The 12,436-nt window shown below is 56.4% G+C and carries 14 protein-coding genes; 5 read left to right on the plus strand and 9 right to left on the minus strand.

What is annotated here, in order from left to right; genetic code table 11:
- Positions 1-176: 176 nt before the first annotated feature.
- Positions 177-368, minus strand: a complete 192-nt coding sequence (locus HQL98_14600; GenBank protein ID MBF0273276.1) for a hypothetical protein — start codon at positions 366-368, stop codon at positions 177-179.
- A gap of 435 nt (positions 369-803) precedes the next feature.
- On the opposite strand from HQL98_14600, the gene HQL98_14605 reads away from it, so the two are divergent.
- Entirely contained in the window at positions 804-1,763 is a 960-nt protein-coding gene (locus tag HQL98_14605) for an SDR family oxidoreductase (protein MBF0273277.1), read from the plus strand.
- A 142-nt stretch (positions 1,764-1,905) separates the two neighbouring features.
- On the opposite strand, the gene HQL98_14610 is transcribed toward HQL98_14605, so the two are convergent.
- From HQL98_14610 to HQL98_14620, 3 genes are all read right to left on the minus strand, one after another.
- Positions 1,906-2,730: an NUDIX hydrolase gene (locus tag HQL98_14610; protein ID MBF0273278.1), complete on the minus strand. Its 825-nt coding sequence runs from the start codon at positions 2,728-2,730 to the stop codon at positions 1,906-1,908.
- A 62-nt stretch (positions 2,731-2,792) separates the two neighbouring features.
- Positions 2,793-4,037, minus strand: a complete 1,245-nt coding sequence (locus HQL98_14615; GenBank protein MBF0273279.1) for a tetratricopeptide repeat protein — start codon at positions 4,035-4,037, stop codon at positions 2,793-2,795.
- Between the two features lie 227 nt (positions 4,038-4,264).
- Positions 4,265-5,038 (minus strand): VacJ family lipoprotein, encoded by a 774-nt coding sequence (locus HQL98_14620; protein ID MBF0273280.1) that lies wholly within the window; start codon positions 5,036-5,038, stop codon positions 4,265-4,267.
- A 174-nt stretch (positions 5,039-5,212) separates the two neighbouring features.
- Between HQL98_14620 and HQL98_14625 the strand changes: the two genes are divergently transcribed.
- From HQL98_14625 to HQL98_14640, 4 genes are all read left to right on the plus strand, one after another.
- Positions 5,213-5,983: an ABC transporter permease gene (locus tag HQL98_14625; GenBank protein MBF0273281.1), complete on the plus strand. Its 771-nt coding sequence runs from the start codon at positions 5,213-5,215 to the stop codon at positions 5,981-5,983.
- Between the two features lie 206 nt (positions 5,984-6,189).
- A complete protein-coding gene (locus HQL98_14630; GenBank protein ID MBF0273282.1) occupies positions 6,190-7,032 on the plus strand; it encodes an ATP-binding cassette domain-containing protein in 843 nt (280 codons plus the stop codon).
- A gap of 23 nt (positions 7,033-7,055) precedes the next feature.
- A complete protein-coding gene (gene mlaD, locus HQL98_14635; GenBank protein ID MBF0273283.1) occupies positions 7,056-7,505 on the plus strand; it encodes an outer membrane lipid asymmetry maintenance protein MlaD in 450 nt (149 codons plus the stop codon).
- Between the two features lie 23 nt (positions 7,506-7,528).
- Complete coding sequence (locus HQL98_14640; GenBank protein ID MBF0273284.1) at positions 7,529-8,161, plus strand: ABC transporter substrate-binding protein; 633 nt, start codon at positions 7,529-7,531, stop codon at positions 8,159-8,161.
- A 228-nt stretch (positions 8,162-8,389) separates the two neighbouring features.
- Here the strand turns inward: HQL98_14640 and soxZ are convergent, their stop codons facing one another.
- From soxZ to HQL98_14665, 5 genes are all read right to left on the minus strand, one after another.
- On the minus strand, positions 8,390-8,725 hold the full coding sequence (soxZ, locus tag HQL98_14645; GenBank protein ID MBF0273285.1) for a thiosulfate oxidation carrier complex protein SoxZ: 336 nt from the start codon (positions 8,723-8,725) through the stop codon (positions 8,390-8,392).
- A gap of 42 nt (positions 8,726-8,767) precedes the next feature.
- Complete coding sequence (locus HQL98_14650) at positions 8,768-9,313, minus strand: thiosulfate oxidation carrier protein SoxY (GenBank protein ID MBF0273286.1); 546 nt, start codon at positions 9,311-9,313, stop codon at positions 8,768-8,770.
- 57 nt (positions 9,314-9,370) lie between these two features.
- Positions 9,371-9,976, minus strand: coding sequence for a NapC/NirT family cytochrome c (locus HQL98_14655; GenBank protein ID MBF0273287.1), 606 nt, complete (start codon positions 9,974-9,976; stop codon positions 9,371-9,373).
- A 137-nt stretch (positions 9,977-10,113) separates the two neighbouring features.
- Positions 10,114-10,539 (minus strand): c-type cytochrome, encoded by a 426-nt coding sequence (locus HQL98_14660; protein MBF0273288.1) that lies wholly within the window; start codon positions 10,537-10,539, stop codon positions 10,114-10,116.
- A 5-nt stretch (positions 10,540-10,544) separates the two neighbouring features.
- Positions 10,545-12,380: a diguanylate cyclase gene (locus tag HQL98_14665; GenBank protein ID MBF0273289.1), complete on the minus strand. Its 1,836-nt coding sequence runs from the start codon at positions 12,378-12,380 to the stop codon at positions 10,545-10,547.
- Positions 12,381-12,436 lie beyond the last annotated feature (56 nt).

Below are 12,436 nucleotides of genomic sequence, written 5' to 3' on the forward strand. Positions count from 1 at the left end.
CGTAATTTCACTTCATCAACCGGCATCAGACTGAAACGGTTTTATCAACGGGCTGTTAAGGAAGGGCGGAGCAGGCGAAGTGGGGGCAAATCACCCCGGTCACGGGCATGACCGGGGTGTGGGGTGTGTCGGTTTGAACCCGGGCCTGACAGGATTTCAGGACCGGGGGTGGTGGTTCATTCCTGCCAGACCGGATGGACCACGGCGGTGATCTGGAAATCCCGGCTTTCTTGTCCGAATTTCCCGGGAGATCCGGAATGGTGATCACGGACCTTGTAGTTTTCGCGACCGTCGGAAAGAATATACCAGCTTTTCCGGGTTCTGGCAGCGTTTTCCCGTGCCGCGACAACAGCTTCATTGTACGTCATGGCGGATCCTCGATAATTTAAAGCGTTCATTTTTTATTCTTTTGTGTTACCGGTTTTTTATCGGGGGCGATTTCCCGTCTGGCCATGGTTTGGTTTTTGTGGCATGATGGCTGGCGGAATGGGGTTGTTTTCGATCCGGTCCCGAGTGGCGGTTGACGGGTGAGGTTTCCGGTTCCGCCCAGTGGGACTTAAGATAAGCAAGGATGCATTAACCTTTTTTTCCCTCAAGCCACGGGCATTCTGCCTGGAATGGCGAAGGAGTTCAAGGGAAAAATTGATTTTTTGTTACACATTGTTTTTATTTGATTTTTTGACTCTTTATACCTATGGATCATTCCGAGTGAAAGAGGTTGATCCGGAGTGTGTCGCTTCCGGATCCGATAGGTTTCAACCGGTTTTCGGGTATGCGACAGCAATCCTCTTTGGAGAAGAAACATGAACAGATTCGCGGGCAAGCGGGTGTTGGTGACGGGTGGTGCGGGTTTTCTGGGTTCTCATTTGTGCGAGCGTCTTTTGGCCGAAGGGGCGGATGTGCTGTGTGTGGATAATTTTTTTACTGGAAACAAAAGGAATATTTTAAGTCTTGTAGATAATCCGTTTTTTGAACTGTTGCGTCACGATGTCACCTTCCCTTTGTATGTGGAGGTGGATGAGATTTTCAATCTGGCTTGTCCGGCTTCTCCGGTTCACTATCAATTCGACCCGGTGCAGACCACCAAGACCAGCGTGCATGGCGCCATCAACATGCTGGGTCTGGCCAAGCGGGTGCGGGCGCGCATCATGCAGGCTTCCACCAGCGAGGTTTACGGGGATCCCAAGGTTCATCCCCAGACCGAGGACTATTGGGGCCATGTCAATCCCACCGGACCCCGTTCCTGTTATGACGAAGGCAAGCGGTGTGCCGAAACCCTCTTTTTCGACTACTACCGCCAGCACCGGTTGCGCATCAAGGTGGCGCGGATTTTTAACACCTATGGTCCCCGCATGCATCCCAACGATGGTCGGGTGGTTTCCAACTTCATCGTGCAGGCGTTGCGGGGTGATCCCATCACGGTGTATGGCGATGGTTCCCAGACCCGATCCTTCTGTTATGTCGATGATATGGTGGAAGGCTTTTTGCGGTTGATGTGTTCCGGGGATGATTTCATGGGTCCGGTCAATCTGGGCAATCCGGGTGAATTCACCATGTCGCAGTTGGCCAGCAAGGTGGTGGAGATGACCCATTCCAAATCCCGGTTGGTGTTCGCCCCCTTGCCGACGGATGATCCCAGGCAGCGTCGTCCGGATATCGGTCTGGCTGAGGAGAAGCTGGGTTGGAGCCCGACCGTGGCGCTGGATGAGGGATTGCGTCGCACCATCGACTATTTCGACGCCATTTTGTCCGACAACCATTGAAAAAAAAGAGGGGGTCTGGGGGATTCATCCCCCAGGCTTTTGATTCTTTGACTTTAAAAATTAAAAATCAATAAAATTTTTAATTTTTAAAGTCAAAGTCCTGGGAGAAGAATCTCCCAGACCCTCTCTTTTCTTTCAATAGTCAAATCTGTGTCATGCCCCGGGGGGGAGCCGGCTCGTTTTTCTTTTCCTGCAGGCGGGGCAGGCGCTCTTCCAACTTCTCGATCAGTCGTTGTGTCTCCTGGATCGCCTCTTCCGTCTTCTCTTTCAACGCCGGCAATTGATTCTCATAGGTCAGACGTCCCGCCTTGCCCAAAGAGCGCATGGCATCCATCACGTGATCTTTTGCCTGTTCCAAGGCCTCCTCCTGACCCTTCTCCTCCGGATCGCCGGCCAAAACCGGCACCGTCGCCAGAGTCAGAAACAAAGTCAACAGCGCCTTGCCCCAGAGGCAACGACTCGACCCGGGAGCCGCCACCGGAATCTCCTCCGGCTGGGGCTGCCAACCCAGACAACCGGTCTGGGTGCGCATCTGGGGATAGGCGAGTTGACCTTCCCGGTCCAGACGCCAGAAGGTCTCCTCATCCACCCAGACGGTTTCCAGGATCTCCCGGCTTTTGACCTGGGGGGTGCCGTTCCAGGCGTCGCACAGAAAGATGAAGCCGATGTTGGGGGACTCCACCAGCAGCAAGGGCACGGTCTCCAGATAGCGGCATTGCAACAGTTCCAGACCGATCTCCTCGGACACTTCCCGTTTCAACGCGCTCTCCAGTCCCTCTCCCTGATCCACGAAACCACCGGGAAAAGACCACTTGCCCGCACGATGATCCCGGTAGGCCAGTTTTGCCAACAGGATCCTTACCCGATCCTTGGCTTGGACAGGCCGATCCACGATCAACACGTGGGCCGACACCGTTACCTTGAAGCGGGATGCGGGAATGAAATCAGGTTCAGTGGATGTGGTCATCCGGGTTCACCACGCCAAAAGATGGAAGAGGCCGATGGGGTCACGCAAAGGGGTAACTCTCATCACTCGTTGGCATATTCACGCACGATTTTCCAGGTTTGGTTCTCCCGCTCCAAAGAGAGGGTCTTTTTGACCCGATCCCGATAGTTTTTGGCCGTGTAATTCTGCTGAAAGGTGGCCTGGGCGCGATTTTCGTTGAGCATGGTGATTTGCAGGTCGGAAACGTGGATGTTGATGGATCCCGCCTTGCCGATGACCTCGCGCCGGTTCTTTTCCCACGCTTCGCGGGTTTTCAGGTTTTTGGCGATGGGCTGGAAACGCGGCGAATAGATGTCGATGTACCGGTCGGTCTCCTTGGCCGACCAGGCGGCGGCCCAGTCCAGCACCACCTGTTTCACCTCGTTGGCACTGTTGGGATCCGGTTTTTTGGCCGGTTCTTCGGCTTTCTGGGGAGGGGCGGCAGCGGCGGATTCCGCAGCCGGGGATTCCGGCTTGGCGCCTTCGGCCACAGCGGAGGTGGCAGCGCCGCCAGTCGGGGCCGAATCAACGGATTTGGAGCCATCCCCGGATTTGGCCGGTTCGGATGCGGATTTGGAGGCCGCTCCGTTGTTCCCCTCGGGTTGGGTGGGCATGACGGGCTTGGGTGGGGCGTTGTCGCTTTTGGCGCCTTCCGCCTGGGCCAGGGTGGTGGCGTGGCCCGCGCCCTTGGCTGGAGCGCCCTGGGACTTGCCGGCGTTGGCGGATGGGGTGGCCTGACCCGGCTTGGCGGCGGTCGGAGCCTCGGCATGACCTTCGGAGAACAGGGTTTTGACCTTGTTCAATTTGCTGGCCAGCACCTGGTTGCCCTGATTGAGCTTCAAGGCCCGGGCGTAGGACTGGGAGGCCATCTTGGCGTGGATATCCCCGAGATTCTCATGGGCCGTGGCATAGTTGGGATGGGCCTTGACCGCCTGGGTCAACGCCTCCTGGGCCTTGTCGAAGTGGCCCTGTTCGGCGTACAGCACCGCCAGATTGTTGTAAGGCTCCGGCAGTTCCGGAAAGTCTTTGCTCAACTGCTGGAAAACCGTGATGGCCTGATCCCGCTGTTTGGTTTCGGTGAGAATCAACCCTTTGAGAAAGCGACCCTGGGCATCCTGGGGGTGTTCGTTCAGAAAGGTGTTCAGCCGTTTGAGGGCGGTGTCGAACTCCTTGCGGTCCGCCATGGCGTAGATGTCGTCAAGGGATTCTGCCGCCAGGAGAGGGGCGGGGAGCAGGAATGACCCCGACAGCAATCCAAAGGCGCATACGAGGAGATACAAACGGTTCATGAAAGCCACTCCGAAGGAGAATGCGTGAAAAAATTGACGGTCACAGGGCCTGTATTCGGGGCCTTGCCCGCTTCACGATCTGGGAATAGCGAGCATTGTGCCAAAAAATCGAGGGGCTTTAAAGAATGTTGGAATCCATCCGGCAAAAGCTCAAAAAAAAAGACACCTGAAGCGGTCCGCAAGGGTTGGCTTCAGGTGTCTTGAGAACCGCATCGAGGCCCAAGGATTTAGTTTTTGACCTGATCCCGTCTCATTTGCAGATAGGCGTCACGCAAGGCGATGTAGGGATCGATGGCGGCTTTTTTCAGATCCTCGTATTCGCCGATGCGCATGGAGGTGTGGTTGACCATCTTGCCCCCGAAGATTTCCATGCGGGTCCAGGGATTGTCCGGATAGTAGGTCAAAGGATTGAGGGCGGTGTCGCCGGCCAGACCGAACGAGTCCCGCAACGTGGAAGGGCCAAGGATGGGCCATTGAATGTAGATGCTGTCATCCATGCCCAGGGCGCCGAGGGTCTGTCCGATATCCTCGTCGCTGCTTTTGAGGTTGAAATGGGTTTCGGCCACATCGAAAAAGCCCAGTCCGCCCAACACGGTATTGATGCCGAACCGGGAGAGTTCATGACCCGCCGCTTCCCATTTCCCCTGCAAGACCGCGCTGATGAAATGTTTGGGCATGGCCAAGTTGTGGAAGAAATTGCTCACCGCGATCCGGATCGGTTCGGGCAGGATGGCGGCGTAAATCATGGACACAGGCTTGAGCAGACCGTGATAGAACAGATCATTGAAGGCGAAAATGATCCGGTTCCAGGCTTCCAGGGGATCGGAGACGCTTTCCATTTCGAAGGATGCGTCGGCGCGGGTGGCCTGTTTGCTGACATTGCCATCCACTGCCGCGATCACTGTACCGCTGTCGTGTTGCGTCGCACCATCCGCGGCCAGCAGAACACCCGGCAGCCACAGGAACGCCCATACAACGATTGTCAGTATATATTTACGCATTTGTATCGATCCTTGCTCGGGTTGTTTTCTTTAATCGGTTTCCTTCCCTTGCCAATGCCCAAGATGATGGGCGATAATCGCCGGGTTTGCAACGAATTTGAAAAAATTTATGCATGGACATCACCTTTCCGCTTCATTCCATTTTGCGCCATCGCCCCTGGAAGACGAATTTTTATGGTTGATTTTGTGAGACATATCGGCTCATGGACCCTGGGTGTCATCCGGGAGATGGGACGTCTGTTCCTGTTTTTGTGGGAAGTGCTCCTTTCGATTCCCGCGCCGCCCTATCGCTGGACCAATTTTTTGAAGCAGGTTCATTTCATCGGCATCCGTTCCTTGTTCGTGATCGCCCTCACCGCGGTGTTCACGGGCATGGTGTTGGCTTTGCAGGGCTATTACACCCTTTCCCGGTTTGGTTCCGAGGGGTTGCTGGGTCCGGCGGTGGCTTTGTCCATCATTCGCGAACTCGGACCGGTGCTGTCGGGATTGATGGTCACCGGTCGGGCCGGTTCCGCCCTCACGGCGGAACTGGGCATCATGCGCATCCGTGAACAGATCGATGCCCTCGACGTGATGGGCATTCCGCCCCTCAAGTTTCTGGTCACCCCCCGGGTCGAGGCCGGCTTGCTGGTTGTGCCCCTGCTGACCGTTCTGTTCGACGTGATCGGCGTCTGGGGGGGATACCTGGTCGCGGTGCGACTGCTGGGCATGAGCGGCGGAACCTACTTCGGCGGGATCGAATCGGCGGTGGAGATGCACGACATCGTCACCGGACTGATCAAGTCCGTCTGTTTTGGCCTTATCGTCACATGGATCTGCACCTATAAGGGTTATTTCACCCGCCGGGGCGCCGAAGGGGTCAGTTACGCCACCACTTCGGCGGTGGTCATGAGTTCGGTGCTGATCTTGGTGTGTGACTACTTCATCACATCCATCATGCTGTAAGGAAAACCGTCGTGTCGCGACCTGGTTCATCGGATGAGCCTTCACGGTCGGCCAGGGCCGAGGGATCCCCCTTGTCCCTGGGTGATCAGTTGGTGGCCAATGGCTGCGTCACTCCCCGGCAGCTGGATCTGGCTTTGCAGCGTCAGCGCGCCGCCGCCGGCGGAAGGGCCAATGAATCCCATCTGGTGGGACGGACCCTGGTGGAGATGGGATGCATCACCCAGTCCGCCCTGCTGGACTGCCTGTTCCGTCAGTTCTCCCTGGAACGGGACGCCTACGCGGTGGATGAGACCATCAAACCCGTCATCCGTCTGGAACGGGTGGTCAAGATCCTGGACAACCGGCGGGTGCTCGACGCGGTGGAACTCGCCATTCCGGCCAACCGGGTCACCGCCATCATCGGCATGAGCGGCGGCGGCAAGAGTGTCATCCTGAAACACATGGTCGGGTTGATGAAACCCGATCAGGGAACCGTCTGGGTCGGCGATGAAGCCCTGGGAACCCTTTCCGGTCGGGAGTTGACCCGGGTGCGGGGACGGTTCAGCCTGTTGTTCCAGGGGGGAGCGTTGTTCGACTCCCTGAACGTTTTCGACAATGTGGCCTTCCCTTTGCGTGAGAAGAGCCGGCTTTCCGAAGTCGAGATCCGCACGCGGGTGATGCGTTGTCTGGAAGAGGTCAATCTCGTCGGCATGGAACGCAAATATCCCGACGAGTTGAGCGGTGGCATGATGAAACGGGCTGCCCTCGCCCGCGCCCTGGTGACGGATCCGGAGATTCTGTTGCTGGACGAACCGACCGCGGGTCTGGATCCCATCATCGAAAACGCCATCCATTACCTGATTTGCGACACCTTCATGCGGACCCGGTACACCATGGTGGTGATCAGTCACGCGGTGCCGGAGATTTTCAAATGGTGTCATCATGTGATCGTGTTGCACCGGGGCAAGGTGCTTTTTTCGGGTCCGTCCCGCGATGTGGTCACGTCCCGGGATCCTGTCATCCGACAGTTCATTCGTGGTGATCTTGACGGTCCCATTCAGGTGATTTAACGGTTCGCCCCAAGGAGATGTCGGTGAGAAGCGCCCGGTTGGAATTTGCGGTGGGTTTGTTCGTGTTGGCGGGATTGTTGGCTCTGGCCTGGTTGTCGGTGCGGCTGGCACGCATGGAACTGGTGGGGGGGGGACATTTGCCCCTTTATGCCCAGTTCACCTCCGTGGCCGGACTCAAAGTCGGGGCTTCGGTGGAAATCGCCGGGGTCGCGGTCGGACGGGTGGATCGCATCGAACTCAATACCGGGGATTACGAGGCCCGGGTGCGTCTGCTGGTGCGGCCCGAAGTGGCCATCCAGGAGGACGCCATCGCCTCGGTGCGTACCAAAGGATTGATCGGAGACCGTTACATCGTCATCTCTCCCGGAGCTTCCAACAAGCTTCTGGCCGCAGATGGGGTGATTCGTCAAACCGAACCGGCCATCAACTTCGAAGAGTTGATCAGTCAGTTCATCCATGGCAGTGTCAAATAATTTTTGCGTGAGGAGTGTCGAAGATGGTACGGCGTTTCATGGTCAACCGTCTGTTCTTCTGGGTTGTTGTCTTGGCGCCATTGTCGGTCTGGAGCGTGACAATTGCCCAGGAAGGAGGACGGATGGATAAATTGGCCGCGTCTGTGCAGCAGGCCATCTCCATTCTCAAGGATCCGGAACTGGCGGTTCCAGCCCGGCGGGAGGAGCGTCGCGAGATGTTGCGTCGGGTCATCTATCAGGAGTTCGATTTTTCCCGCATGTCCCAAAGCGCCGTGGGGCGGGCCTGGGGCAAGTTCACACCGGGTCAACAGCAGCGGTTTACCGATCTGTTTCGCAAACTGCTGGAAAATACCTACATGAATATGATCGAGCGTTATGACGGCGAACGGGTGGAGTTCCTCAAAGAGGTGCCCAAGAGCGATGATCTGGTGTTGGTGGACAGCCTCATCCACTCCAAGGGACAGCAGTACAAGCTGTCGTATTACATGCACAACACTGCCGGTCACTGGAAGGTGGATGATGTGGTGATCGAAGGGGTGAGCGTGGTGGCCAACTACCGTTCCCAGTTTCAGCAGGCCATTCGGACGGCGGATGACATCGAGCCGTTGTTGACCCGTCTGCAAGAAAAGATCGATCACCCCCAGCGGGGCAGTTGAGCGCCCACTATTGAAAAAAAAAGAGAGGGCCTGGGGGATTCTTCCCCCAGGACTTTGACTTTTTTGGTATTAAAACAATAAATTTAAATTTTTTGTTTTTGAAGTCAAAGGATGGAAAGTCAAAACCCTGGGGGAAGAATCCCCCAGACCCCTTCTTTATCTTTCAATGATCAAAGCCAAAAAAAAGCCCCCGTGAGGGGGCTTTTTGAGGTCTGGAATCTCCCGTGACTACTCGACCTTGATTTCGACCTTTTCCTTCCATTCCTGACCCTTGGTATCCTTCCAGGTCACGGTCACCGGGCCGGATTTGTCGGCCTTGACGTAAAACGAAAAGAAGGGATTCTTGGAAACCGCACCGCTCCAGGTGGCCTTGGCCACCGTGGCTCCGCCATACTCGGCGATCACGGATTCGATGTAATGAGCCGGGATGGGCTCGCCGGTTTCGGCATTCTTGCGCAACCCGCTCTCCATGGGATGCTTGATGAGAGTCTTGATGAGGGCCGGTTCACCCTTTTTGAGGGGTTTTTCCGGTCCGCGCACCTTGGGTTCTCCGATGTCCGCCATGTATCGTCTCCAAACGCTGAACGTGAGATGAATTCCGTACTCTTAACCGGCGCAACCGCCCTCGGCCACTTCGATCTTGAGGATCGAGCCGTACAGTTTGCCCTTGTTGGTCTTGGCAATGGCCCGGACCTGGGAAGCCTTGGCCATTTTGATGCGCATCTCCACCTCAGCCTTGCCGGAGGCGGCGGTGAACTCGAACATTCCCACCAACGGCTTGGGATTGTCATCCACATAGATGGCCAGATGGGAAATATAGTTATCGGCCTCCATGGGGTGATCCACGGAAATCGGCATCCGCACCAAAGCGCCGTTTTCGGCCTTGGGAGGGGTATCGATTTTCACCTTTTCCAGGGCCACGGTACCGGGTCCCAGATCCTTGGCGATGAGTTCATCGATGTTGACCGCCGCCGCGGGAGCCGCTGCCGGCGGAGTCGCCGCTGCGGGCGTCGCCGCCGCCGCCGGAGCATCCGCGGCATCGCCGACCGAAGGCATGCCCACCAGACCGGCGGTCACACACACCACACCCGTGGCCCCCATGGCCCCCAGAAATTTCCTGCGCGTCAAAGCGCTTTCGGACTGGATACTCATTGGTTCATACCTCCAGAATCGACTCTCGGTAAATGTTGAACATCTTTCTTCGACCGGTTATTTCGTTTCCTTGGCCGCCGCCGCCGCCTCGGGTTCCTCAGGCATCTTGTGGGCTACGCCGGTGTGACAATCCACGCAGGTCTTGTCCCCGCTCTCCATGGCCTTTTTGTGTTTCTTGGAGGCGGATTTATCCTGCTCGTCCAATTGCATGGCATCGTAGTTGTGACAGGCGCGACATTCTTTGGAATCCCGTCTTTTCAGGGTATTGATGACATTTTGCGCCAGATGCCACCGGGCTTTTTCAAACGCGGCCTTGTCCGGATAGGTGCCGATGAGATGATGGTATATGTCTTTGCTGCCGATTTCCAGTTTGGCGAGAAATTTATCGATCCAGTCGCCGAAGGTTTTGCCATGGGGAACATGACAGTCCGCGCAGTAGGCACGCACACCCACGCGATTGTTATAGTGTTTGCTCTCCTTGTACTCCTGATAGACTCCTTCCATCTCATGACACGAAACGCAAATGCTCATGGAGTTGGTGGCATTCATCGTGAAGTGGAACACAATGAAAAAAACGGATCCCGCCAGGAATCCAACGATCAGGATCAGACCAAGTGCTTTTTTACTGGGGGTGCGCAGCCAATTGAAGAGGTTTGCGAACATGGATGCCGGTTCTCCGCGTTGTTAGGAAAATTGGGAAGGCTCACACCTTCCACCACAGCGTGTCTGTCGTGCCAATTCCTCAATAATAAGCACATTTTTTGATACGTGCAAGGATGTTTCATGCAAACGTGAGCAGATCATTGCAAGCTTTTGAGATAGGTTATGAGATCCTTGCGATTGCCGGAGCTTTGTATGCCGTCGAAGGAGATCGGATGATCCTTGGAGTTTTGGGCCATCTTGGTTTGGGGAATGAAGGCCAATGGATTGGTCAGCCAGCGTTCCAGGTGTTCGTCGTCCCACAGGAAGGGCTGTTCTTCGGCCAGTTTGCGAAAGGCGGGACTGAAGGGGAAATCCACCACACCTGCCGGGCGTCGGTAGATTTCCCACAGATAGGGGCCCTTGCTGTGTTTGCGTTTGGAGGTCATGTCGTGACAAACGCCGCAATTGTTTTCCGCCAGCAGTTTGCCGACCCCCGCGTCTCCCTGGAAGCGCTGGTAACCGATTCCGGCCAGCAGCAGCAGGAGCGCCAGCATGATCAGCGACAGCACATGGGCGATTTTCATGAGTCTCAAGCCCCTTCGGATGCCATTCCCGGATGATACATCTGATAATGATTGCGGCCATTTTTCTTGACAGCGTACAAGGCCAGATCGGCCATTTTCAACAGTTCATCGGCGTTTTCGCCATCCTTGGGAAAGAGACTGATGCCGATGCTCGCGCCGATCCGGCATTCGTGACCGTGCAGAATGAAGGGGGCGGACAGTCCATCGATGATTTTTTGGGCCACGATGGCGATGGAATCCGGAATCAGGGTTTCATCGGCCAGAATGACGGTGAATTCATCTCCCCCCAGGCGGGCCACCACATCGTTTTCCCGCAGACAACCGCGAATGCGCTGCGCCGTTTCGGTGAGCAACAGATCCCCCACGTCGTGGCCAAAGTTGTCGTTGACCGCTTTGAAACGATCCAGATCCATGAACATCACCGCCAGGGGACGATGGTGACGCCGACTGCGCGCCAACGTCTGCTGCAAGAATAACATGAAAAGACGCCGATTGGGCAAGCCTGTCAAGGCATCGTGATGGGCGATGCGCTCCAGACTCTTTTCCGCCAGCACCCGATCCGTGACATCGATGCCCGTGGCCAAGAAATTCTTCAATCCGCCAACCGCGTCGAGCAGAAAGCTCAAGGTCCAGGCAATGTGACGGATCTCTCCGGTTTCGGCGAGCCACTGGCTTTCGAAGGCCACCGTGGAGGGTTCTCCCACCGCCAGGGTGAAGATTTCCCGGAGCTGTTCCTGTTCTGTTTTCGGGGTCCAGACCGCATGCCAGAAGGGGTTGCCGATCCACAGGGGGGCCTCCAGGCCGGTGAGCATTTCGCAGGCGGCGTTGATGCGCACGATGTTTCCGGCGGGATCCAGTACCGCGACCAGTGCCGAGGTGGTATCCAGAATGGTGGCGATGAAACGACGTTCTTCATCCAGCGCCTGTTCGGTGCGGCGATGACGGATGATGCCCGCCAGGGTATTGGCCAGGGTGGCCAGCAGGGCGTCTTCGTCCGGGGAGCGGGTGTGACCGTGGGTGACGTAGAGATTCAAGACCCCCAGCAATTCACCCAGATGCAAAATCGGAGTGCAGTAGTGACCGTGGGGACGAATCCCATTGAACATGATGACATGATCCGCATCCAGGTCGCTGCGGAAGATTATTTTTTTCTGTTGCGCCGCCATGCCGCACAGACAGTAACCCAACGGCAAAACCGCGCAGGCCTGGAGCAGCGGAGTCGACAGATTGCGTTGCGCCGCCAACTCCAGTTTGTTGGTGACCGGGTTGAACAGATGGATCGATCCTTTGTACTCCACCGCCAGCCAGGGAATGGTCAGGATGATATCCAGCGCGACGGTCAACTGTTTGTTCAGGGGCAGGGGTTCCAGAGAGGTTTCCAACAGGGCGCTGATGGCCAGACGGGATTGAATCGCCTTGAGTTCACGGGTTTTTTCCAAGGCCAGACGCTGTTCGGCGTGGATGCGGTCCATGTGGCTGCGGATGCGCGCCTTGATCACCGCCGGACGGAAAGGTTTGGCGAAGTAGTCCAACGCCCCCAGGTTCATGCCCCGGGTGACATCCTCGGCCTCGGTTTTGGCCGTGATGAAAATCACCGGAATTCCCCGGGTTTTGGCATTGGCTTTCAGACGGCGACACACCTCGAAGCCGTCCATGTTGGGCATCATGATGTCCAGAAGGATCAGATCCGGCTTGAGCCGTTGCGCCAGATCCAAAGCGACGGATCCGCTTTCCGCCTGGGAGATGTCGTAGTCTTCGATCAGTAATTCGTACAGGAGCGCGAGATTGATGGGAACATCATCCACAATGAGGATTTTTTCCCTGTGTTTCCCGTCGGTCATGACGCAACCTGTCTGCTTGGGTTGGCTGGATGCAAGAAAGCGGGGCAACAAGCCCC

Source organism: Magnetococcales bacterium (genome assembly GCA_015231755.1).
GTDB lineage: Bacteria > Pseudomonadota > Magnetococcia > Magnetococcales > Magnetaquicoccaceae > Magnetaquiglobus.

Bases quoted from the DNA above. Each gene is read 5' to 3' on its own strand.
- HQL98_14600 (MBF0273276.1), bottom strand. From the start codon at position 368: ATGACGTACAATGAAGCTGTTGTCGCGGCACGGGAAAACGCTGCCAGA.
- HQL98_14605 (MBF0273277.1), top strand. From the start codon at position 804: ATGAACAGATTCGCGGGCAAGCGGGTGTTGGTGACGGGTGGTGCGGGT.
- HQL98_14610 (MBF0273278.1), bottom strand. From the start codon at position 2,730: ATGACCACATCCACTGAACCTGATTTCATTCCCGCATCCCGCTTCAAG.
- HQL98_14615 (MBF0273279.1), bottom strand. From the start codon at position 4,037: ATGAACCGTTTGTATCTCCTCGTATGCGCCTTTGGATTGCTGTCGGGG.
- HQL98_14620 (MBF0273280.1), bottom strand. From the start codon at position 5,038: ATGCGTAAATATATACTGACAATCGTTGTATGGGCGTTCCTGTGGCTG.
- HQL98_14625 (MBF0273281.1), top strand. From the start codon at position 5,213: ATGGTTGATTTTGTGAGACATATCGGCTCATGGACCCTGGGTGTCATC.
- HQL98_14630 (MBF0273282.1), top strand. From the start codon at position 6,190: ATGGGATGCATCACCCAGTCCGCCCTGCTGGACTGCCTGTTCCGTCAG.
- HQL98_14640 (MBF0273284.1), top strand. From the start codon at position 7,529: ATGGTACGGCGTTTCATGGTCAACCGTCTGTTCTTCTGGGTTGTTGTC.
- soxZ (MBF0273285.1), bottom strand. From the start codon at position 8,725: ATGGCGGACATCGGAGAACCCAAGGTGCGCGGACCGGAAAAACCCCTC.
- HQL98_14650 (MBF0273286.1), bottom strand. From the start codon at position 9,313: ATGAGTATCCAGTCCGAAAGCGCTTTGACGCGCAGGAAATTTCTGGGG.
- HQL98_14655 (MBF0273287.1), bottom strand. From the start codon at position 9,976: ATGTTCGCAAACCTCTTCAATTGGCTGCGCACCCCCAGTAAAAAAGCA.
- HQL98_14660 (MBF0273288.1), bottom strand. From the start codon at position 10,539: ATGAAAATCGCCCATGTGCTGTCGCTGATCATGCTGGCGCTCCTGCTG.
- HQL98_14665 (MBF0273289.1), bottom strand. From the start codon at position 12,380: ATGACCGACGGGAAACACAGGGAAAAAATCCTCATTGTGGATGATGTT.